The organism is Pseudomonas sp. LH1G9, from assembly GCF_002949975.1.
GTDB lineage: Bacteria > Pseudomonadota > Gammaproteobacteria > Pseudomonadales > Pseudomonadaceae > Aquipseudomonas > Aquipseudomonas veronii.
In genome coordinates, this window is record NZ_CP026880.1 from 2,532,910 (window position 1) to 2,556,424 (window position 23,515).

15 protein-coding genes and 1 pseudogene are annotated in these 23,515 nt (G+C 59.8%); all 16 read right to left on the minus strand.

The features are described from left to right. Nucleotides 1-2: 2 nt before the first annotated feature. The 16 genes and pseudogenes from tssA to tssC all read right to left on the minus strand — a co-directional run bounded on the left by tssA (nt 3) and on the right by tssC (nt 23,495). Complete coding sequence (gene tssA, locus C5F70_RS11680; RefSeq protein WP_104903362.1) at nt 3-1,589, minus strand: type VI secretion system protein TssA; 1,587 nt, start codon at nt 1,587-1,589, stop codon at nt 3-5. Then, entirely contained in the window at nt 1,586-2,365 is a 780-nt protein-coding gene (locus C5F70_RS11685; RefSeq protein WP_104903363.1) for a sterol desaturase family protein, read from the minus strand. The genes tssA and C5F70_RS11685 overlap by 4 nt, the downstream gene beginning before the upstream one ends. 73 nt (nt 2,366-2,438) lie before the next feature. After that, nucleotides 2,439-5,777: an ImcF-related family protein gene (locus tag C5F70_RS11690; protein WP_177410555.1), complete on the minus strand. Its 3,339-nt coding sequence runs from the start codon at nt 5,775-5,777 to the stop codon at nt 2,439-2,441. Beyond that, complete coding sequence (locus C5F70_RS11695; protein WP_226926364.1) at nt 5,774-6,934, minus strand: hypothetical protein; 1,161 nt, start codon at nt 6,932-6,934, stop codon at nt 5,774-5,776. The genes C5F70_RS11690 and C5F70_RS11695 overlap by 4 nt, the downstream gene beginning before the upstream one ends. A 2-nt stretch (nt 6,935-6,936) precedes the next feature. Beyond that, on the minus strand, nt 6,937-7,290 hold the full coding sequence (locus C5F70_RS11700) for a PAAR domain-containing protein (RefSeq protein ID WP_256588402.1): 354 nt from the start codon (nt 7,288-7,290) through the stop codon (nt 6,937-6,939). A gap of 56 nt (nt 7,291-7,346) precedes the next feature. After that, nucleotides 7,347-7,712 carry a YceK/YidQ family lipoprotein gene (locus tag C5F70_RS11705; protein WP_158683854.1) on the minus strand — a complete coding sequence of 122 codons (366 nt, stop codon included), beginning with the start codon at nt 7,710-7,712 and terminating at the stop codon, nt 7,347-7,349. A 116-nt stretch (nt 7,713-7,828) separates the two neighbouring features. Beyond that, nucleotides 7,829-8,614, minus strand: a complete 786-nt coding sequence (locus tag C5F70_RS31075; RefSeq protein WP_232925716.1) for a hypothetical protein — start codon at nt 8,612-8,614, stop codon at nt 7,829-7,831. Nucleotides 8,615-8,841: 227 nt separating this feature from the next. Then, the gene (locus tag C5F70_RS11715) at nt 8,842-10,935 is read right to left on the minus strand and encodes a lipase family protein (RefSeq protein ID WP_104903365.1); all 2,094 of its coding nucleotides are present in this window, start codon (nt 10,933-10,935) and stop codon (nt 8,842-8,844) included. Beyond that, nucleotides 10,932-11,480, minus strand: coding sequence for a hypothetical protein (locus C5F70_RS30585; protein WP_158683855.1), 549 nt, complete (start codon nt 11,478-11,480; stop codon nt 10,932-10,934). The genes C5F70_RS11715 and C5F70_RS30585 overlap by 4 nt, the downstream gene beginning before the upstream one ends. Nucleotides 11,481-11,494: 14 nt before the next feature. After that, a pseudogene (locus C5F70_RS11720) lies at nt 11,495-14,844 on the minus strand (type VI secretion system Vgr family protein). A 2-nt stretch (nt 14,845-14,846) separates the two neighbouring features. Continuing rightward, the gene (tssH, locus tag C5F70_RS11725; RefSeq protein ID WP_104903366.1) at nt 14,847-17,501 is read right to left on the minus strand and encodes a type VI secretion system ATPase TssH; all 2,655 of its coding nucleotides are present in this window, start codon (nt 17,499-17,501) and stop codon (nt 14,847-14,849) included. Nucleotides 17,502-17,656: 155 nt separating this feature from the next. Beyond that, complete coding sequence (locus tag C5F70_RS11730) at nt 17,657-18,148, minus strand: Hcp family type VI secretion system effector (RefSeq protein ID WP_046383733.1); 492 nt, start codon at nt 18,146-18,148, stop codon at nt 17,657-17,659. Nucleotides 18,149-18,172: 24 nt separating this feature from the next. Continuing rightward, on the minus strand, nt 18,173-19,891 hold the full coding sequence (locus C5F70_RS11735; protein ID WP_104903367.1) for an OmpA family protein: 1,719 nt from the start codon (nt 19,889-19,891) through the stop codon (nt 18,173-18,175). Nucleotides 19,892-19,897: 6 nt separating this feature from the next. Beyond that, nucleotides 19,898-20,581 carry a type VI secretion system protein TssL, short form gene (tssL, locus tag C5F70_RS11740; protein ID WP_104903368.1) on the minus strand — a complete coding sequence of 228 codons (684 nt, stop codon included), beginning with the start codon at nt 20,579-20,581 and terminating at the stop codon, nt 19,898-19,900. Beyond that, nucleotides 20,578-21,933, minus strand: coding sequence for a type VI secretion system baseplate subunit TssK (tssK, locus tag C5F70_RS11745; RefSeq protein ID WP_046383736.1), 1,356 nt, complete (start codon nt 21,931-21,933; stop codon nt 20,578-20,580). Before tssK ends, tssL begins: the two co-directional genes overlap by 4 nt. A 23-nt stretch (nt 21,934-21,956) precedes the next feature. Beyond that, nucleotides 21,957-23,495, minus strand: a complete 1,539-nt coding sequence (gene tssC, locus C5F70_RS11750) for a type VI secretion system contractile sheath large subunit (protein ID WP_104903369.1) — start codon at nt 23,493-23,495, stop codon at nt 21,957-21,959. Nucleotides 23,496-23,515: the final 20 nt, after the last annotated feature.

The window sequence follows — 23,515 nt, forward strand, 5'->3', positions numbered from 1 at the left end:
GGTTAGCCGCACAGCACGGCGGCGCGTACCGGGTCGATGGCGACCAGCGCCGCCAGCAGGGTTTCCATGCGCCGCGCCAGGCTGGGTTTGTCGGCGTCGTTGCGTTGGGCTTTCACGCGCAGCAGCTTGAGCAGGCGCGCCTTGACCTCGAAATGCAGCGCCGGCTCCCAGTCGGCCAGGGCCTGGCGTTGCGCGGTGGCGTCCAGTTCCCCCAGCAGGTGAATGGCCAGGTCGCTCTTGCCATGCTGTTCGGCCACCCGCGCCATCAGCAGGCGCAGCAGCCAGCGCTGGCGCCCGCTGTCGATACCGGGCCGCGCAGCCAGCCACGCCAGCGCGTGATCCACGCCGTCGCTGTCGGCCTGGGCCACGGCCTCACCTTCCAGGGACAAGATGTCCGCATCACTGCTGGCCACGGCCGCCGAGGGTACGGGCAGCCATTGCTGGGGTTGGTTGCCGCTGACGTGCTGGGCAATCCACTCGCGGGTGGTTTCGTCGGCGAACGGGGTGCCGTCACTCCAACACAGCACCTCCAGACCCGGCAGGCGCTCGAGGAACATGCCCAGGTCACGTTTGGTGATAGCGGCCCAGCGATCCTGCGGTGCGGGTTGTTTGCTCAAGGCCTGATACAGGTACCATTGCAGGTCGAGCCAGAAATGGTTCACGCCTTCGGCATACATCCGCTCGACCTGTTCGATCAACTCCGCCCAGTTCTGTTGCAGGTACAAACGCTTGAGCTGTGCCCGATAGTCTGCACGCGGCGGCGCCAGGCGCGTGTTGCCGTTGGCCTCCTGAGGCGGCGTCTGATGCACGGTGTCCCAGCGCAAGCTCTTCATCAGTCGGTGAGCGGCCAGCCAGCCCAAGGGTTGCTCGCGCAGGTAGCTCGCCAGGGCCCGGCCGCTGTCCAACAGGTCCCGTCCGGATTTGATCATCGTCGGCGGCGACGCATTGGCATGCACAGTCGACTCAAGGCTGGCGGTGTGTTGCGGGACCAATGCGTCCATCCCGCCGGACTGCGCCAGTCGCGCCGACAATGCCGCGTACAGCGGCTGCAGATCCGGACGCTGCTCCTGCGCCCACCCACTCAAGCCGCGCTCCAGCCAGGCGAGCGCGGCGGCGGTGCGCTCGGCTTCGGCCTTGACCACTTCCGGGTACAGCGACAGCGTGTCCAACACCTTGCCACTGGCCAACCATTCCAGGGCCATCTTGCGGCTGTTCGGACGGCTGGGCAGCACCGCGTCGGCAAAGCGCTCCACCAGCGCGGCCAACAGGCTCAAGCCATCCGCCAAGCCGAGTTCGCCGTCTTTGTGCAAGCGCGCCCACAGGTAGTACGTGGCGACGCGCAGGTCCTTGCAGCGCTGGGTCAGCAGCTTCTGCGCCAGTTGGGCAACCTGCTCGGCATCGGCACCCGACAGTTTGTTGACTTCTTCGCGCATGCGTTGGAAGTCATCGTCGTAGCCGGGGTCGTCGCCGACAGGGAATTCGGTGCTGATGGGGTGTAGCCAGGGTTGCCAGTGGGCGGCGTGTTCGTGTGCGACAGACAGTGCGTCACGCTCCCCAAGGCAGCGGGCGATCAAGGTGCGCAGGCTCATTCGGCCCCCTCACTCACGCCAGCGGGCTGTGTTACACCCTCATGCTTGCCGCACTTCTGCACACGCTTTTGGAATGGATATAGATGCTGGCGCAGAATGCCGTCCGGCAACGGTTCGCCAAACACTCCGTAGCGCGTTGGCCAGTCCTTTGCGGGCAATTTGAATGTTCCAAACACCCTATCGATCAGCGGCAGGTGAATCGCATAGTTTTTGTAGCGGTAGTCTGGATGACGGGCATGGTGCCAATGGTGGTAGCGTGGAAGTACCAATACGTATTCCAGCCAACCACCTTTGATGCACACATTGGCATGAGCCAGCACCGCCTGGACGCCGACCAGCACCACATAGGCATTCAATGCCTGCGCAGAAAAGCCCAGCAACATCAGCGGCATCAGTACGGCGGTGCGCGTCAATAGCACTTCGACAAAGTGGACACGCGAACCGGCCAGCCAATCCATCGCCGTACTCGAATGGCGTACTGCATGGAAGCGCCATAACCACGGCACCGCATTCTTGGCATACAGCTTTTCCAGCGGAATAAAGACCGCCGCGGAGATGAGGAGCGCCAATCCGAGCAGTAGCAGGCTACGCGCCAATTGTTCGTTGTAAACCTTGCGCAGTTCGGTCGTGGTCAGCCACTCGGGAAGCAAGAAACACAACACGGCCAGCAGACTCAACAGCCCGAGTGCAGCGCAGATATAACCGCTGATACGCCCCTCGCCGAATTTGAATGGAGCGTGGCCATGGTCCCGAAGATAAGTTTTAATTTTTTGCATTACACATCCTTTGTATCCAATACCTGTTAAGGGTGTTCCTTGGTTACGTCAGCGCGCCGATGGCGGCAGTGATTCACCGGAGTTCGAAACTCCCGTTCTGCGCATAGGGTTCTTCTGCGGCGCCCTCATTGAGAAATATCTGTTGCGGCAACCTGAAATCACGCAGTTTGAGCAACGCCAGCGGCCCCGCATCCAATTCAGTGCGCAGGTGCCACGTCAGGCTCAGGCCGTCGGGCGCCTTGAGGGCCAGGCGGTAGCGGCTGTTGCCGTCGTCCAGTGGCGTGACCTGGGCGTTTTCCAGCAGGCGGATCAGGCCCCAGGTGCCGGGGTAGTCGCCAAATAACCGCTCGCCGGCATGTACGCTGGTCCAGCTGAGGCTCACGCCGGGATAGTCGCTGCGCCCCGGCCAGTTGAAACGCTGCCAGTTTTCTTTCTGGTTGAAGTACTGGTGCCGGTCGCCGTTGAGGATGAAGGTGGTTTGCACCACGTCGCGCACGGGTTTGCCTTGCAGTTCAAAGCTCAGCCCCATGCCGCCGTCGGTGTAGAGCACATCGGCCAGTTCGCTCAGTTGATTGATCGCGCCCAGAAACTGCGGGTTGAAACGCAGGCCCTGGCTGTGGCGCGGATCGGCTACCCAACGGCTACCTTCCTTGCGCAGCACGCCGCTCAATTGCTGCTGTAAAAACTGTGCGATGCGCCCGGAGTCCGCGCGGATCATCTGCCCCAACATCGGCAACGACGCATCGCTGGTGGTGGCGGCAAACGGGTAACGGCTGGCGAAGGCGGCGTTCCAATGGCTGACGATCGAGCGCTGCCAGTGGCTGTTGAGGCCTGCGGCGGAGGGTTGCAACACGCGTTGCCAGGCCTGTTCCAGCGGCTGCACGAACAGCGTCTGCGCCGCCCCGCCCCACTCCGCGCCCAGGCTGGCGGCCAGCAGGGCACCGTAGGATTGGGTGTCGGTGAGGTCGATGCTGCGGCCTTGAAACACGCTTTGTGCCAGGGCCTGGGTCATTTCCAGCGGGTCGGGCGCGGTGCTGATCTGCTGCAGTTTCAAACGCACCCGTGTCACGCGGGTGAGGAAGGCTGGGAGACTGAGGCCGTCCGTGTTGGACTTGTCCAGCAGCGCCAATAACGGGCCGAAGGTCGCCGCCAGCGGCCCCGTGGCGGCCTGGGCCAACGGTTCGATCGCTGGAGCCTTGTCCGGCCCGATCAGCTTTTGCGCGGACTGCACCAGCGAGTCGGCCAGGGCCTGGGGGCGGCTGCCCGCCTGCGCCTGGTAGGCCACGCTGTTCAGCAGCGCGATCAAGGGCGATTGGCGCACGTCGCTCATCAGCGTCAATTGGTCGATTGACTCATCGAGACTCGCGGCCTGCTGCCAGCGCAGGCTGTTGAGCAGATCCTGCCAGGCGCTGGCGTAGTCCTGGAAGTAGCGTTCGGTGAGGCGGGCGCGCAGTTGGTCAGGGCTCAGGCGGGTGTCGACATCGGCGGGTTGGTCGCTGAGCACCCAATCGATTTCCTCGCGGCGCGCCTCGGCGATCGCATCGATAGCTTGGCGCACCGAGCCTTCCCAGGCCCGGCGGGTGAACACGCCGGGCACGCTGGCCTCAGTGGTGAACAGGGCCTGGGCGTCGGTGTCGCCGACCAGTTGCTGCAGGCCCAGGGCCGGGTAGTGATGGGCGGCGTCATCAAGCAGTTGTTGGTACAGATTGGCTTCGGCATTGCGCTGACCCAGTTGGCCGAGCAGGACCTGCCGGACTTGCGCGACCAGCCGTGCGTCAGTGTCGATGCGCCAAGCCGGGTTTTCCGCCAGGTGTTCAGCGTAAAACTGCCACAAAGTGGGGCCCAGGGCTTGCCAGAGGCCCGCGCGGGAAGGCTCGACTTCGCCGAGGGTTTTCACCAGCAGACTGGCGTCGGCTTTTGCCGGACGCGCCATCATCAGGTAGGCCTTGAGCTGGTCGTAAGCAGCACGGGCGCGTTCGGCGCGCTCGGGATTGTCCGGGGCCAGCTTGACCAGGGCCGTGAGCTGTTGGCGTAAAGCGGCGACGGCCGGGTCGCGGATCAGGCGGTTGTTGGCTTCGACGTAGCGCGGCCACACGGTTTCAAGCAACACTGGGTTTTGATTCAGGCCGAAGCGCTGATACCACGGAGCGCCGCCTTGAACGCGATCATCCAGACGCGCCAATTCGCGGACCAGTTCATGAAGGGCCTGGAGCTGTTCGTCGCCTTGTGATGCGCGTTGCAAGGTCGACAACGAGCTGTGTACCTGGGCGATCTGCGTGCGGTTGCTGATGAATGACAGCAGCAGTCCTGCGCTCCACAGCATGGCTAGGCCGAAAGCCAATGCGTAGCCAACTCGCGGCACGCTCCAGCCCAGCCGACGGCCACGGGGGTTATCGCCGAGTACGCCGTGCCACACCGGGGCCACCGACCACGCCTGTTGTTGATCATGCGGCGAGCGCTGTACCGGCAAGCTGAACCACACCCCCCGCAACGGCACGCCACGGGCAAATTCGCCGGCCAGGTGCGCCAAGGTGTGACGCCAACGATCAATGCCCTCGCCCTTTAAATCCCGCGACAGACGCAGCAGAAAATCATCCTTCATCACCGCGTTCATCTGCGCCAAACCCGCGCGACGCAAAGGCTCCAGCAAACGATTCAGCGCTGCGTCCAATACCGCCGCCGAAAAGCGCTCGGGCAACTGACAGCCCACCGGCTGCGCTTTGCGCGTGTCCTGCGCCCACGCACTGCCGCAGACCTGCCAGAGAGATAACGGCAACTGCCAGCGCAAGTCACGGGCAAGGCGCTGCACCTGGCGTACACCTTTGCCCATCGCGACATCGTCGGCGGCCTGGGTTTTGTTCAGCGCCCAGACGACTCCGTCCAGCGCACGCCAGCGGCTGAGGCCGCTCCATCGTTTGAGGAAAGACTGATCCAGCGCGGCCTGCGCACTACCGCCCCACAGCAGGACGGTGCCTTGGCCTTCGAGCCATTGGTGAGCGGCCAGGGTGGGGGCGATGGCTTCGATTTCGGTGGGTTCGCCGATGATGAGCAGCAGGCGGGTTTTGTGGCGCCAAAAGAGGCCGTAGTGCTCGCGTAGGTGCTCGCGCAGCTCTAAGAGGTGAGTAGTCGGTGAGTGAGGCAAAACTATCTGTGAGTCCGCCGGGGGATAGACCTTACCCACACGTCCCTGCTCGCGGTGGTTTTGACGTTTGAGATGCGCTAACCACCGTGGTGCCAGAACGCCGCCCATTGCGATGGCGATGATCAGTAGAAAAACCAACAGTTTGTGGTGATTCTCAGCTAGCCCGATCTGATCGCCAAAACGCCAGATCACCCAGCCCAGAGCGGCTACCAGCACAATGACCCAGACTGCTGCCCCCACACGGCGCCATGAATTACTCCAAACTTTCATGCCAACTCTCCCGTGACAACAGTGCTCATCCAGTGCCGCGATTCTTCTCGTGCCAATACCAACAAAGGCTCGCGCTGATGCCGGACAATTTCCACACACAGCGCAGCTACTAGCCAGTGACCGAACGGACCAGATAGCCCGCACAGACTTTCCTGAATCCACTGCTGCTCCACGTTGAGCGAAGCACCATGGGCGCCTGCTACAGCAAGCATTTTTCCGGTCAGTGGCTGCCAGTCGGCGGCGTCGGCCAACATGCCGGTTGCCCGGCAAGCACTCACTTGGGTTTGCAGAAACAACGGTAATTCACTGTCCAGTACATCGATATCCAACGGCATTGGCCGCAACAAACCAGCGGTGATCGGTAGCTCCAAGGCGATTGCCAGGCTGTCCGGGCATAGCAGCAAGGCGGCAAGCCCGTCGGAGTAAGAGTCTTCACCGTGAACCTGAAGCACCAGGATCAAGTCGATGACTGCGGTGGCGGCCTTCAACGTTTCATCGATCCACCGGTACGACAATTCGCTAATCAATGTGACCGTTACGGGTAGCGGCAGCCTCATCGTGATGACCAAGCTCTGCTGCCAGGTATCGCGCAAGGCTTCGTATTCGCGGGGATCGGCATCGCTCAGCAGGGTGACCCGGAGTTCCCGCCCCGTCGGCAACGCATGCAGTGCCGGCACCAATGCCTGAATCAACATCTGCAGTCCGGCTTGAGTACGTTCCGGCCCTACAGGCAAAGCCGCAATACGCCGCGCTTGCCCTGTGCGGGGAAGCAAATCAAAGGGACCCTGAGTTAATACACTCGCAGACACCTGATCAGGCAGCAGCACACAACTGGCAGACACTGCCAGGTAGCGCTGCGCCCAAGCCTGCCAGGAACGCTGCACACTTTGCGCCTCCTCCTCCAGAAACTGGCAATGGCTCAACGCAGTCCCATAGGCATAGGCACGCGCAGCGAACGCTAGGATCCAGACCACCAATGGCGAAGCGGACAATGCCCAAATGTTGAGCGTACTCAGTAACGGCATCCGTTCGGAGGTATGCAGCAAAAACAGCAGCACGCAGACCAGTACCGCTATGAGTGCAGCCAATAGCCAACGACCCGGCACAGGCGGTTTTGGAGCTTCCACTACATGAGGTGCCTGACGATCCCAGCCCATGACTAACCCACCCCGCAATCGAGAGCGCTGGAAATCACCTGGCAATCGCACTCGCAGCGGCAGCCGTTGATCACCATCGCCCGATCCCCCTCAGACCAGTCCGGGCAGCCATCGACAATCCGGTTCACGCCATGTCCCGGCAGCGGGCAACGAACCTCGTCTCCGACCAGCGCTACTCGCTTGCCATTTACGATCATCGTGGATGAAGCTGATATCACTTCTCCACCATGGGTGGTTTTATCACCCAATAAAACAAATCCCTGGGACATAAATAAAACAATCCAAAACTCGCCCATTGAAAAACAGGCTTCCATAAAAACGATCAGAACATTCGTTAGAAAAATGATCTCGACCAATAAAAACTACTCCCCCCCAAAAACGCACTACCTTTTAGCTGGCCAGCGCCCAAGCGCTACGTAAACTTTCGCGGACAATTCAGCTCACCGCTGTCAGCATCTAATGCATTCCCAAGAGTCAACGTGTCGAGAACAAAAGAAAAAGGTAAGTCGATAATAGCTAACGGAATAATCAGTCCATTACTCCCCTTGATCAGTGTCCAATCAGTCGCCGCATGAAAATCCAGCTGAACGCCTTGATAAGGGCAAGTCGGGCCATTCATAACTGCCGCCCCTATTGCCGCACAGCCCGAATGCAGTCCGGCAAAAAGTCCTAAAACCCCGAACTTTAAGCGCTTCGCACAGCCACTACCCAGACTAACCCCGGCAATATTTTTAAAGCGAGACTGGCCAGCACCCGCAATTAAACTCAAATAAATCATCGCAACCACCCAATACAAGTACATGACTAGGCTTTATCTAAGACTCACGTCATCCGATATCCGGAATAAAACATTAAGAGTTAACGGTAAGGCCTGAACAGAAGGAAACATGCGATTCATCGAACCTTCTCCGCAGTCAGGCGAATGGATTGCAGCTTCTTGAAGTTTGGGTCACTGCCACCAACCACAACACTGCCGTCAGAATAGGTGAAGATGTTGCGATTACCCTCTTTTTTCACCTTCGGCCCTACCGAATAAACGACGTAGTCGGCATGTAGCAGAGGCTCGAAAACCACCTTTCGCGTCGTTGGAGCTCGATAATACGAATACATTTCACCCTGTCCGACTATCCAAGCGAGCTTTTCATGTCGGCCCAGAAACTGTTCGTTTACCCAAGGGTAGTAATCCTTACGGATCAGCAAGTCGCCACTGACCTCTATCGTCGGCTCAAAAGCAGAACGTTGTTGTGGCAGATGCTGATCGAACATCACGATCACCCCGCCCCCAGGGCCCGCTTTAACATTCTCGCCAAAGTGCGTTGTATTGGCGTAGGTAACGCCAAAAGTCACATTGCTCAGTTGCCACTGGCATCGGCTACCACCATTGATGGGCAACTTGGCCTCATACAGGTCGCTCTGCCCCTGCTGTTGCGGTTGAACCGTAGTGGACAAGTAACCGTCCTCTTCATAAGTGGTCCAGTCTGGCCCGGAGCGTTTGATCGGGCATTTCTCCGAGCGGTACATCACCTGCATGGGTTCCGCCGCGAGGTTCTGCGGGACCTTCACCACGATGCTGACCTGCTCTCCACCCGGTGGCGGTGCCAAGGCCTGGTTCTGGGCGCAACCGTTTAGGCTGAGCAACAGCAACAAAGCGCCGCTCATGGGGCTTAGGCGAGCATTCATAGGCTGTGTTCCTCCGTGATCGCTGGCAGTGCGTCGGGAAACTCGACGGTTCTCGCATCTGGGTAACGGGAGGGAATGGGTTGGCTGCCCCTCCCAATTTCCTCGACTACGTGATAGTTCACGTGTTGCACTGGCCCCTGCGCAGGGTGGATCAGAATGTTCATGGTTTTATGTCTTCCCTTATGGCTAGTGTGTTGGGTGGGCTGTTGCACCCCGGATGCGTAGATTCAGGCTTGGGTGATCTCGATCATCACGCCAAATTCGCGCTCGCGGCAGAAGCGCTGCAGGGCTTCAGGACCGCCTTCCAGGTCTTGAGTCATGCGCAAGGCCATGGGTAACAACTTCTGCAAGGCAAGGAACTGCTCGTTGCGGTGTTTTTCCGCTTCGGGGACGCCCACCCCATGCATCTGCGTCTCGAACTTCGCCCGTTGCGCCTTGCGCTCCAGTGGCCGGTCGGGATCGCTCAACTCCAGCAACTGGTTGTGCAAGAAGGGTAAGTAGGCAGCGACCATCGAGTGATCCATCGGGTTACTGCGGAGAGTGCTGCGTTCAGGATTGGTGTGTGACGGAAAGAACCGAGTCAGACTTTCCCGGCTCATCGAGCGAATGAGGGCCTTCTGCTCTTCACGGGCGAAGCGGCTGAACTCATCGCTCAGACTGGGCACCAGATAGAGGCGGGTTCGGTGTGGCAAACGCTTAAGAATGGTGGTGTGGTAAGGCGCGCCCAGGCCTTCTCTACTCCGCTCGGCGGGGTTATTTGAGGCCCGTGACTCCACATGCTGGTCGGCACGGTAGAACATGGCGATTTGGCCGTGATGCCAGTAGGGGTCGCCAAAGCGCACCAGTTTGCCGGCCACCAGTTCACCCACGGACCATATGTAGCCCAGGTCGTGGCCCAGCGGCCCCAGGGCATCGTAAAGCCAGTTATCCAGTTCCGCCTCGGGTGGCACGCTGGTGATGGTGTCGGCGTCGTTGACATGGCGAAAGTGGGTCACCGTTTTCAGGCGCTCCAGTGCCCTGGCCGTAAAGGTGCGAGGCATACCATAGGTATAGAGTAGAGGGCTGCGATCTATAAGCTCGGCAGAGTGGATTAGAGCCAGGGCACCACCCAAGCTATGGCCGCAAATAAATAACTTTTGTTCAACTACCGCTTTTTGAATGTCATCAAAGCGCTTAGAAAACAACCTCTTAGCCACCTCAAACGCATGCAAAAACCCATAATGCACACTGCCGACATCAGTCAAAGGCGTACACGCAGACTTCAAGTCACAGCCGCTGCCATCGGCCGGCATCGGGCGGTACAGCACATCCGTCAGCCAGTCCTTGGGTTCCTGTGTCCCGCGCCAGGCCACAACCACTTGTGTCTGGTTGATGCAATAGAACAACTGGGTGTTTTCGATGATGAGCCGCGGAATCTCGGAGGCCCCCGATGGTCGCTTGGCCTCCAGCGAATCCAGCATAACCGCCGTGGTGTAGCGCTGGTTGAAGGGGACGTCTACCACCAGTGCTGGCAGACGCGTCCCTCCAGAGTCAATCATCACCGGCGTGCGCGACAGGTCCAGGCACTGACGTAAAAAGAACTCCTCCACCGAGCCTGAGACGATACTGGGATCGGTGCCCGGTCGTTGCTTCAACATGTTCTGGGCGACAATGCTGTAGGACAGGTTAGCCATCAGCCCAAGGTTATAGGCATTGGCCATGCTGTATTCGGGTTGGTGATGCAGCACCAACGACCAGGCGCGGAAGGGGCAAACTTCCAACACGTGGCGGCGATTCAGCGCTTCGTACTCAACGGTGAAACCGCTGAATGCCGTGTCCGGGAAGTGAAAGGCCGGATGCCGCTTCGGGTCCTCCAAAGGCGGATCAAGGGTCGGTAATCGGTCGCATAACTGACCGATACGCAGGTAGTGGTAGCGGTGACCTGCCGCGAGTGCCTGCTTCTCGACGGGCGAGAAACCCGAACGCTGCGGGCCATACAATGGGGTGCAGTTGCCGATTACAGGCCGATGCGGTTCGGCACGCAGGGCACGCAAGCGACGGGTTTGCAGCAACTCGGCAAAAGGATCGGCCTGCACCTTCAGGGTGATGGGGATGGGGTGCAGCCCCTCGATACGAATCACGCCCTGAGCATCGCTGAGCCCGGAGCATTCGGGGAAGCACCTCTGTCGGATGGCGTCGTTGATCGCCTGATAAGGCATGTTCGCCAGGGGGGCCCCCTGCTCGTCCACCAACTGGAATTCAATCCAATGCTGTTTCTGTTTACCGCCAGTAAACTCCTTGCGCGAATTGAGCGTATCCGTGCGGTGCAGGGAATCATTCATTTATCAACATCTCTTGTGCCATCCTGACTCGATGGATCAGTGTTACGGTTGCCACCGCACGAAGGAATGATCTGGCTTCCATCGGCCAGCCGGGTGTACTGAAGATATTCCATGACTCCGGTCGCGGTTTTATTGACACAGAAGACGGCGTCGTAACTATCAGTAGAGCGATACGCATTACGCAGACTGAATATATAAGTTTGATTAACTTCAAGCAGCAGAGGGCGGGCTTTGATTTTGTAGTTGTCGTACTCGTACCCCTCAGGCACGGCACCTAAAACGATACAGGCACCTGGACTCAGCTCCAATGGTTTAAATCCCGGCAAAAGGGACGCCCCCCAAGTAGGAGGGTTTCGTATATAGCTTTCTGTTAATGATACGCGGCTCACTGCAAATACGCCCTTAGCATTGCTAGGCACGCAAATAGCCGGTTTACCATTAACCGAAACCACATTCCCAGCCTCTCTGCGACCATATGATGCAGCGTAAACACTTTCGACTACTAACCATGGCAAGCTGAGCGTTAAAAACAGTGCAAGTTTCATACGACCCTCCTCTTTCAACTTGGAAGATGTTTTTTGTCGGCTGGCTTTTTAAGAAACGACTCGAGTGTCGATGCAAGAAGCTCTGGACTTTTGGTGAAGTTGCGCTCACTCCACACACCGTGCGGATTGCCCACCACACAAATCAAATAGTAATCCGAGATGATTTCACCTTGCTGCTCCATATTGTAGTCCGACAAGACGCTCTGTTCTGTCAGAGCATAGCGATAAGCAGGTGCGCCACGACTTGTAACCACCAACCCCATTCGCTTTACCGGATAACCCAACTGGTACTGCCATACATGGGTCATCTCATGTATGAATAGCGCTTTATCTCGATCATCATCAGTATCGGAAAAATCATTCCTATAGTACCCAGTACTTGAAGGGTAATACATATTACCGTTAGGAGTTGCAGCCGTATTCTGCCGCCCCAGGAACCCCCACCACCCAGCGTGATGCACTTCAACTTTTGTGTAATCAATAGCATCCTTAAAGATTGTTCCTGCCATGGCAATTTCCCCAAGCGTCAAAGAACGCTTCTTGCCTCTAGGTAGAGAAACCTCCTTTATCGAGCTACCTATTGCTACCTCGTTAGTTGATACATCACTTGACGTAAGATCAATGACCATCGGGGTTTTAATGCTTTCCGCAGCGCAGCAGAAAGCCCCGAAATCCTCCGTAAGAAAAAGTTCTATTTGCGTGATCCGTGTCGGCTCCTGAGTTTCGAAGCGCTGGGTAAAACCCTGCGCACCTGTCACCCCCTCAAATACATGTCCATCTGCCAGAGTGACCGAATATTTAAAATTACTTACAAGCTCGCCATCAGGCCCGATCAAGCGAAGCTGTTCGTCATAGCGTGTTACTGATTCTGGTAATTCAATTTTCAGGTCTCCGGGCAATAAGGTATGAACGCTCATCGTCTGCCCATGTTTATCGGTCACTCCATTGAATACCTCACCTTGTTGGGTGGTTATCCGGTAGCGACTAAATGGCAGTGGTGTTTCCGTGTCGTCTTTCAAGGTATAGCCGCCGGAGTAACCCGCCGGCAACAGTGACGCCGGTGTATTGAGGCTGGCGCTGCCAAACTTTTGCACATGGTTAGCTTTTAGATAAATATTGCCTGGCGCCCCTAGCTCTATATCACCGCCCTTTAAACGGATATAGGCACCGCCACAGTTGAGCACCAGTTCTTGCGGGGCGTTGATTTCTATACGACCTTCCACGCTTTCGATCTTAACGTCGGTCTTTGCCAAAGCATGGAGGTAACTGCCTTGAGCGTGCAGTTCAACTTTGCCTTGGGCCGCCTTGAATTGCAGGTCAGCACTTTGCGCAAGCACGCTGACGCCACCCTCGGCGGCGGCGGTGATATCGTGTCCGGCGCTGATGTCGGCGTTGTGCGCGGCGATGATACCCACGCTCTCTCCTCCGGAAGACAGACACACGGCTTTAGGACTCATTACGCCGATACCCGCCGGGGCATGCAGCAGTAATCCCGATTGCGCCAACCCTATGAGTGACTGAACCAAATCCAGTTGGCTCTCAATATCGCTAGGCTGCACTCCAGCACTACGAGCTGCCTGCGCCAGAGAGCGCGCCAGCGATAGCGCACTTTTCAGTTGCTCAATGGCAGCCACCATGTCGAGTTGTTCACCCCGAGCTTGGCCTTGGTCATCCGCACTGATAAACAAACCTTTCCCCCACGAATCGCGCCCCAACTATCCGTGCGCAACTCAAACCCTTCCCCACGCTTTTGTTTCGCGGCATCCACCAAATGCCCCAGGTTCAGCTGGCTCTTACCTCCATACTCAGTACTGACCTTGATATGCTCCCGCCCCCGCGTGTCATCCATCCGCAGCTTGTTGTTCGCCGGGGTACGCAGCACGTTGCGTTTGTAGTTACGCAAGGTCACATGATCGACATGCTGGCTATCGTGCAACGCGTGCGCGATGTAGGGCCGGTCCGGGTCGCCCTGCTCGAACGCAATCGCCACTTCGGTCCCTGCAATCAACGGCAGGTGCAGGCCGTGGGTATCTCCGGCGTAGGGTCGGGCCAGGCGTAGCCATAGGCTTTCTTCGCCGGGTTTCCAGGTGTCGCGGTCGAACAGGAAGTTGACCTTGTAGCGCCCTTCGAGGTCGATGTGGCCGTAGGGGTCGTTGGCCTGTGGGCTGGTGACGCGGGCCGGGACGGTGCCGGCGATTTGGGGTTTGGGCTGCAGTGCGGGGCGAAAGCACACGGTGTCTGAATAGGGTATGGCCTGGAAGGTGGCGACCAAGCTGCTGTCGCGGGCGGCGGTGGTGGTCAGGCCGGTGATCACCGCGCCCGGTGTGAAGGCTTGGGGCGCGCCGCCGGTGATGTGCAGCACCTGCCCCGGCGCTAACGTGGCGCTGCTGGTGATGCCGCTGAGTTGGGTCTGGGCGTTGAGGTAACGCTCGTGGCGCAGGCGTGCGTAGAAGTAGCCGCTTTCGCTGAGCAGGTCTTCGTCCTGATCCAGCCGGTCGCCGAGGGTCGTGTAGGGCTCGGCGTAGTGGTAGGCCTCGCCGTAGGTGCCGCTGGCGCCGCGGCTCTGGTCGATCTCGCCGCTCAGGTGCGCGCCGGCGTCGCGGGGGTGGTAGGCGCGGATATGCACCTGTTGTTCGACCACCCGGTGGTTCGATTGCAGGTGCCACACCGCGTCCTGCCCGCTGCTGCCCAGCCCGGATTGCGGGCGATACGGCAGCGCGATGTCGAACTGGTAGAGGCGCTGATCGTCGCAGAACTCGACCACATCGATACCCAGGCGTTCGTCGCTGGTGAAGCGGTACCAGATGCCGACGTCGGCGAGCAGGCGGTCAATGAAGGCCAGGTCGCTCTCGCCGTATTGCATGACCTGCTCGCGCCTGGGGTAGTCGCGTTTCAGGCTGAACAGAAAGTCCTGGCCTTCAAAATCGTGGCGGCTGCGCAGGATGCTTTCGACGATCTGCGGCACGGATTGATGCTGGTAGATGCGAAATTGTCTGCCTTGGCCGAGCAGGGCCAGGCGCGGCTGCAGAGTGATTTCATAACGGGCCTGGTCGTTCGAGCCGCACTGGCGCTTGAAGCCGGTGACCACACCGTGCAAGGTGCGCAGCGGTTTGACCGCGGGCGCGCTGAAGCCTGAGGCCGGTGGTTTTTGCGGGGCGGCGTGCAGGCTGAAACGGGCGTCCTGGCCAAGCAGGGTTTCGGCGGCGAGGTCACGTTCGGTGCTGGTGAATTCCACGCGATAGGTGAAGGGTTGGCTCAGGTGTTCGTGGCCTTCAAAGGCCAACACGTCGAGACGGGCTTCGATGTTGCGCACACTCAGGGTGTGCCGGCTGTGGTCGAAGAAAGCCTGCAATCCGCTCAGCACGTTCACACCTCCAGGGCGACGGCCTGAGCCGTGTCTTGAACATCGGTGAAATGCAGACTGATCCCTTCATCTTCGCTATAGCCCAAGCTCACGCCGTGGGTGCGCAGTTGCGCCGCTCGACGCGCCAACAGTTGTTGACTGAGGACCGGCAGGAGCTGCTCGTTAAGCAAGCTGTCGATGTTGCGTGCGCCTGAATCCGGTAGCAGGCAGGCGGCAACCAAGGCGTCGTTCAGGGTGTCGTCGATCCGGCAATCCAGACCGTAATGACGCTGCAGGCGCTTGGCGACCTGGGCCAGCTTGATCGCAACAATGCATTTGAGTGCGTCGGCTTGCAGCGGGCGATAGATCAGGGTTTGAAAGCGCGCCAGCAACGCTGGCTGGAAGTGTTCGCGCAGGATCGGACGCAGTCGTTCATGCAGCACGCTGTCCGGTATCTCCGGGTGTTCCTGCACGCTGGTGTGCAGTAGATCGCTGCCGAGGTTGGAGGTCATCAGAATGACCGTGTTACGGAAGTCGATCTCGCGCCCTTCGCCATCGCGCATAAACCCACGATCGAAGACTTGGTAGAACAGGTTAAGCACATCGCGATGCGCCTTTTCCACCTCGTCGAGCAACACAACGCTGTAGGGCCGCTGGCGCACGGCTTCGGTCAATACACCGCCCCGGCCGTAGCCGACGTAGCCGGGTGGCGAGCCTTTGAGTTGACTGACTGTGTGGGCTTCCTGGTACTCGGAAAAGTTGAGGGTGATCAGTGATTTTTCGCCGCCGAACAAGCTGTCGGCCAAGGCCAGCGCCGTTTCGGTCTTGCCTACGCCGCTGGTACCGACCAGCAGGAACACGCCCAACGGCGCCTTCTCATCGGTGAGCCCGGTTTTGGCTGCACGCAGGCGCTGAGCCAAGGCACTCAAGGCCGGAGCCTGGCCGATCACGCGCGCTTGCAATTGCTGTTCGAGCAGCAGCAGATTGGCCTGCTCGTCCTTGAGTAAGCTGCCCAGTGGCACGCCGGTCCAGTCGGCGATGACTTGCGCCACGCTACGTGCATCGACATCCAAAGACAGCAGTGGCTGGCTGCCTTGAATGTCACTCAACTGCCGTTGCAACTGTGCACAGGTATCCCGCTGCGGTGGCTGCGCCTGGCGCGCAGCAATCAATTGTTGGGCCAGATCGAGTTCTTGGCGGTATTGCTGTTCCAGATCGGCGTGCTGACGTTGCAGATCGGCGTGTTGCGCGGCAATCGTCGCCAGACGCTCATCCACGCTGTGGCCGCCAAGCCGCTGATCCTGCTCCAGCGCTTGGCCCTCCAGTTCCAGGGCCACTTGCAGGGCACTCAGACGGCGCAACGCCTGCGGTTCGCAGTCCAGGCTCATGCACACCCGGGCGCTGGCGGTGTCCAGCAGGTCGACGGCTTTGTCCGGCAACTGGCGCCCCGTCAGGTAGCGCCTCGACAGGCTGACCGCCGCCTGCACTGCCGCATCCTGGATATGCACACCGTGATGGCTGGCGTAGCGCGCCTTGAGCCCGCGTAGCATCAGGCAAGCATTCGCGTCGTCCGGTTCCTCGACCTTGACCATTTGAAAGCGTCTTTCCAAAGCGGCATCACGCTCGAAATACTGCTTGTATTCACTCCAGGTGGTCGCGGCGATGGTGCGCAACTCGCCACGGGCCAGAGCGGGCTTGAGCAGGTTAGCCGCATCGGCGCCGCCGGCCTGGTTGCCGGCCCCGACCAGGGTATGGGCCTCATCGATAAACAACAGCACCGGTTGTTCGCACTGCTGTACGGCGTCGATCACGTTTTTCAGGCGTTGTTCGAACTCGCCCTTGACGCCAGCGCCGGCTTGCAACAATCCCAGGTCAAGGGTACGCACACTGACTGTTTTGAGACTGTCCGGCACCTTGCCTTGGGCAATGCTCAACGCCAGGCCTTCAACCAGCGCCGTTTTGCCGACACCAGGTTCACCTACCAGGATCGGATTGTTTTTGCGCCGACGGCTGAGGATGTCAATGACCTGACGGATTTCATCATCGCGGCCGAACACCGGGTCGATCTTCCCTTGCGCGGCCTTGGCGGTCAGGTCCTGGGTGAACCTGTCCAGCAGCGCCGCTAACGCGTCGTCTTTCGACACGCTGGGCGGGCGTATGGCGAGTTCACTTGAAGGCCCCGCGGTCCCTGACGTCTGCGCCTCGGGGCGCTCTTCGGAGGTTTGGTCCAGCAACACCTGCAGCCGCTGCAACTGCACCTCACTGAGGCTGAGCAAGGGCCATACGGCTTCGCACGCCAGCAGGCTGGGCGTCTCCATCAACGCGCTCAGCAGATGTACGGAACGCAGGCTGTCGTTGTGCTCGTCCAATGAGGCACGCAACCAGGCATTTTTGATCAGTTGCTGCAATGGCGCCGACAGCTGCGGCTTGCTCTGCACGCTACGCGGCAGACGATCGATGTGCTCCAGCAAGCCATACCACAACGTCTCCATATTCCACTCATAGCGACGTGCGATCACGGCCAGGTCGCCTTCACCTTGCCCCAGCAACTTGAGTAGCCAGTGTTCGACGGTGATCTGCGCGTGGGCACGGCTTTGGCACAGCGTGGCCGCTGCACTCAACGCCTGGGCGCAGTAAGGGTTGAGACGACGAAGCAAGCGCGTGGAATTCTGGGCCATACGGCTACATCCTTGTTCGGTGATGGTGGTACGTGATCTTTAACACCAGCCACGGGTTGGAAACTCGATGTGTTTGGCTGAACGCCCGCGAACGGACGCTCAACCCAGCACACCGGGAGCCAGCAGGCAAAGACCCACCTGCTGCTCCGGGCGTATCAAGCGCTTTGGCGTTCATTCCACGAATCGGAGTGGATGATGTTGCCGTCCTTGTAGGTCCAGGTGACCTTCTCGTAACGCAACTCCACCTGCTCGAGGTGGTTGTGCTTCTCTTTGCTGGGGTCTTTGACGTCGTGCATTTTCGGCGCGACTTTCACGACCTTGACCTCTTCGAGTTTGGTGATGAAGTACTCGACCTCCTGCCCCGCATCGTCGATGCGGTACCACTTGAACTCGGCACTCTTGAGGGTTTGCCCGGTGGTGACCGCCTTGTAGAGATAGGGGCTGGAGGCATCGATTTCCTTGGAAAACAGAAACGGGGTGTGAACCCGCGTACCGGTCAATTTCCCGGTGTTGTTGTCGGTGGGGATGTACAGACTGTGATCCTGGGCAACCACCTCGATGCTGCCCTCGCGTTGTTGCACGTTCACCGAACCCTTGATAGTTGCGCCGCCGTCGTCTTGCAGCCAGAGGTAAACGGGAATTGCCATGTGAAGCTCCTTTTTCTCGTAGATTTAAATGTCGCGGAATGCGACCGGGGGTTGCCTGTCCGGGCTTGCAACGGGAAGCGCGCAGGCCCCCGCCTCAGGCACCAGACGGATATCAACGCGGCGGTTGGCTGCACGCCCCGCCTCGGTGTCGTTACCGGCAATCGGCTGGCTGGCGCCGAAGCCTTGCACGGCAAAGCAGCTGTCGGGAATGCTGCCCATGCGTTGCATCCAGTCATGCACGGCAGCGGCGCGGGCGCGGGACAGTCGAAGGTTGTTCTCGGGGTCGCCAGTGGCATCGGTATGCCCCGAGATCACGATCAGCCAGCCGGGCTGGGCCTTGATATCGACCAGCGCATTGATCAGGATCTTGGCTGAATCCGCCTTGAGCTGGGCACTGCCGCTGGCGAACAGCGACAGGCTGTCCAACCGCACCGGGCTGGCAGCCCGCGCAGGCGATGCGGCCGGTGGCGGCTCAACGTGAGCAGCCAGTACCGCCAGCAGCGCAGCGCGCAGGCGTTCGCCGCGATACAGGCCCAGGCCGAATGCCGGGGGCGCACCGTGCCGGTAGTACGCGTCCAGACGCTGGGCGTCCTGGCGCAACACGCCCACGGCATTTTCACGCCCAAGAAACTCGCGCTGATTACGCTGGGTCGGTTGCGGGATCGCCGAATAACGTCGCAGGTCATCACTGACTTGGCGCAGCAACAGGGCGTTCTGCCACGCCGAACTGGCAAGTGCGACAACACCGGCGACGGCGAACAACCACAGCGCAACAACGCTCGCGCGTTGCACCGGGGAACGCAGCGGGCCGAGCGGCAGCAGGTTGAGCAAAGGGTCCGGGACCGGCAACACCGCATCGGCCACAACCGCCCTGTGATCCGCCAGCGCGACTTTGCTGCGTAACCATTGCTGCCACAGGTTCCCGTTCACGGCATGCGCCAATGCCGGCACCCACGTAACTGCGCAGATCGCCACTAGGCCAGAAGCGCTACGCATGACAAGGTGCGGCAGTACCGCTTCGTGAAGCCAGGCCACAGCGCTGTTCAGTTGAATGCTGGCGTGCATCCGAGCGGCCTGCCTGGGCGAGTCAGCGGGTTGCTGTTGCCAGTCATCCAGGCTGACGCAAGCACCCGCATCACACACACGGACCTCGGCCTGCCCGCTGCCCCAACAGAACCAGGGCGCCTCGTCCTGCAGGGTTTGCAGGTAGCTCACCAGCAACAGCGGCAGCGCAACCCCGCGTTTGCGGGCCAAGGCCAGTTGATGACTGAAGGCGCGCATCTGACCGGCGAGTATCGCCCCATCACTCTGCGCGCCGGGGCTGACGCTGAACATCACGCCCAGTTGCCCGGCCCAGCCAGGACGCAAGGCCAGAAGGTGATCGGTGATAGCCGGCAGTTGCTCCAGGCTCGGTACGCGCACGTAGCACCCTCGCTCGGTTACCCGCAGGGCCAACTGCCCGGCGGCAACCCCGCCGAACAGCCCATCCAGGCCATCACCGCAGACCAGCACCACCGGCTGACGAAACCCCGCAGCGGGCAGCACCATGCCCTCGGCCAACCTCACCGACCCACGCTGCCGCTCGGCGCGCAGGCGCAGCGATACCCAGGCCCATGTCACACAGCACACCGCGATCAGCACGCCGAGCACACGCGCCCACATCGCCAGCGGAATGATGAGCAGCAACGCGAGGACGAGGACACCGGCCCACAGGTAAAGGATGCGATGCAGATTGAAGGTCATCCGCACTTACCCCTGATCAGGCAAGAGCGAGGCAATCGCATCGCTCAGCAGATGATCCAATCCCCACCACGTCGCAACCAGCAACAGGGCCACTGTCAGCAGATGAATCAAGGGAGAGCGCAGCCAGCCAAAACCCGCGCTGAGTTCGCCACCGGCCACCTGCGTCGGCACCTGTTGGCTGACCTTGAACGGCGCCACCTGTGCGTTGAGAGCAGCCAAGAGTTGCTCGCGTCCGGGGTCGCTCAAATCACGATAGCGCCCGCGAAAACCCAACATCAATACGCGCTGAAATACCGTCAACACATGCCGGTCCGGCGCGGGTTCGCTCAACACGTCACGCATGGCCTCGTACAGAAACTCACCGGCCTGATGACGATTGAAGAACTTGGCCTGCAGCGGTTCGCTGGCCCAGGCAGCGCGGGCATCTGCGTCGGCGCAGGTCAGCACCGTTTCGTCGAGTAACGCGCATTGAGCATGACTGATGTGGTCGATGTTGCGCTGACTCAGGCCCGCGCGTTCAAGGTGCTGCCGAGCCTGCTCAACCTGTTCGATACAAAGCTGGCCCAACTCCCGGCCAGGTTGCACCGAGGCGCCCTGGCGCAACTCGACCACCAATAGATAGGTGTCCTGTAACAGCGCGTCGATATCCACCGCTGCTGCGGCTTGCTCGTTGGAAGGCGTCGGTTTCATGAGCGCAGCACCGCAAACAGTTCCAGCTTGACGTCGACCAAGCTGCTGGGAACGTAGAAAGCACAGACCCCTTCGTCCAGCACCGCCTGCCCCTTGGAATGCCCGAGGTCCAGGGCGAAGTACTGATTTTCCAGGCGCAATGGAATCGCCGCCGGCACATGGCTGAGGGACTGCAACGGCACCCCGTCGAGCGCCGCGTTGATCAGATAATCGACCTCATCCGGCGTACCGATCTTACACAGGCGCGGGAACTGGTCCTGCACCTGCGCCGCCGGTAGCCGACTGCGCACCGACAGATAAAAGTCGGCCCCCTCACGCTCGCGCAAGCGCGGATCATTCAGCGTGACCTGCCACCGATTGGCCCCCTGTACCTCCAGGCTCAAAGCAATGACCCGCGACGGCAGACTGGCCTCCAACAACAGCGACAGGGTGTGCATCAGCGGCGGGAACACTGCCTCCAACGAGGTGTGCCGGTAAGCGGGGATTTTGTCCACGTCGTGTTCCAGCGAAAACGTGAGCAGGCCACCGGCGAGCTTGATCAGTTGCTGGTAGACCTGCTCGGGGTGGCGCGCGGGAAACTCCCGAAGATCGGCCAATACCGGCTGGTAGGTATTCAACGCATTGAGCAGCCAGAACAGCGACACGTCGGCGACGGCAAAGTCGGCCATGCGCTGATTGCTTTCCCGCCGCATGCCCATGAGCCGTTGCCGCTTGGCGGACAATTGCGTCAACAGGTTGTCCAGCTGGTTCAGCAACCCCGGGTGCGCGGCGAAGCTCAGCAACGGCGGCACATAGCCCGGGTCGAGGCTCCAGGCGCCCTGCCCGTCGCGCACCAGGCGCGCGACCGGACACGTCATGTAGTCCGCATTATCGTCGCGCTGCAGGCGCAGGCTCAGTGCATGCTCCAGCACGCCTATCGACTGCACCTCATCGGCATACATATCCTGTACGTCGCGCCAAGACTGGCGATAGCGTGTGGGCCGATCGGCCCTGCCACCGTCGAACAGGCAGTTGTCGCCATTCGCCTGTTCCAGGGGCAAGGCCAAGTGCAATAACGCGTCCTGATCTTCGTCGGCCAGCAACTGCGCCAGCTCCAAGGCCGGAGGCAGGCGGTCGACCTGCTCGGTGTCGATCCAGGTGCCATCGGGCATGCGGACCCGCAACTGAGTCGCCTTGAGCTTACCCAGCCGTAATGCATCCAGGTCGAACCCTACCGCCTGGACACCCCAGGGGTGTGCCAGGGCCAGGTGCGCGAGTTGTTCGTTGGTCCAAGCCTCCCAGCGCGCCTGTTGCTGGAATTGTTGCGGCGACAGCAACGCCCCGGCGGCCCACAGAGGGCGATCGATATTCATGGCATCGTTTCCCTACGACTGAATCAGGCTTTGGCCTTGGGCATCTGCGAAACCAGCGACAAGTTCACGTCCATGCCCTCGACCTGGAAGTGCGGCACGGCATACAACTTGACGCGGAAGAAACCGGGGTTGTCCTCGATGTCTTCCACCGTGACCTTCGCCTCCCGCAGCGGGTGTGAGGCCTGCAAGTCATCACCCGGATCAGTCATTTCGGTGACCAGCCCGCCGATCCACTTGTTCAACTCCAGTTCCAGCAAACGCCGGTCCTTGGTGGTGCCAATGTTTTCGCGCTGGATCAGCTTCAGATAGTGAGCAATGCGTGACAGCAGAAAAATGTAAGGCAGACGTGCGTTGATTCGACTGTTCGCGGTGGCGTCGGCCGTGTCGTACAGCGCCGGCTTTTGCGCGGAGTTGGCCGAGAAGAAACACGCATAGTCGCGGTTCTTGTAGTACGAGAGCGGAATGAAACCGAGGTTGGCGAACTCGAACTCACGGGTTTCCGGAATCATCACTTCGGAAGGGATCTTGACCTGATTGCCGGTGCCCAAGTCATACAAATGGATAGGCAGTTCAGTGACCGCACCACCCGACTGCGGCCCACGTATCTGCACGCACCAACCGTTGCTGATGAAGCTTTTGACCATATTCGCGGCAAAGGCAAACGATGCGTTGGTCCACAGGTACTTGTGGTGATCCGGCCCTTTGACATTCTCGACGTAATTGAAGCTGCGCACGGGAACGGTGTCGGGCCCGTAGGGCAAGCGCCCCAGGACGCGCGGCATGGTCAGGCCGATGTAGCGCGCGTCGTCACTGTCACGGAATGACTTCCACTTGATGTATTCGGCACGATCAAAATAGTTGCCGATGTCCTTGATCGCGGCCACCTCCTCCATGGTTTCCTTGCCGAAGAACGCTGGGCCTACAGCCCCCACAAACGGCATGTGGGCGGCGGCGGCGACTTTGGAAATATTGCGCAGCAGCGCGATGTCCTGAGGCCTGCGATCGAATTCGTAGTTTGAAATAGCCGCCGCAATCGGCTCGCCCCCCGGTGTGTCGTACTCCTGCGTGTAGGTATGCAGGTACAAGCCGCTCTGGGCAATTTCAGGCGCGTCCTCGAAGTCTTGCACCAGGTGGTCCTTGCTGACATCCAATAGTTCTATGCGAACGTTCTGACGGAAATCCGTCTGATCAATCAGCGATTTCACACCGCGCCAGGTTGACTCGACGCGCTGGAAGTCCGGATGGTGCATGACCGCATCGAGTTGACGGCCAATCTGCCGGTCCAACGAAGCAATATGCTCATCCAACAGGACTTTATCCAAACGCTCGATTTTTTGCGGCGATTGCTTAAGCAACTTTAAAAACACACTGACCGCTGCCGTCACCCGCTCATCGGCGGACACCTCGGACAGCGCATCCGAGTTCTGAAAGATATCAATACCGACCAACTCAGCAACAGGACTTAAATTGATCTTGTTAAACAGCGCAGCATAAACACCCGCAGACTCTTCAGACAACACTGTGGCGCCGCGCGCTTGCACGTTGGAATGTTCTAAGGACATGCTTTAACTTCCCTTTTAAA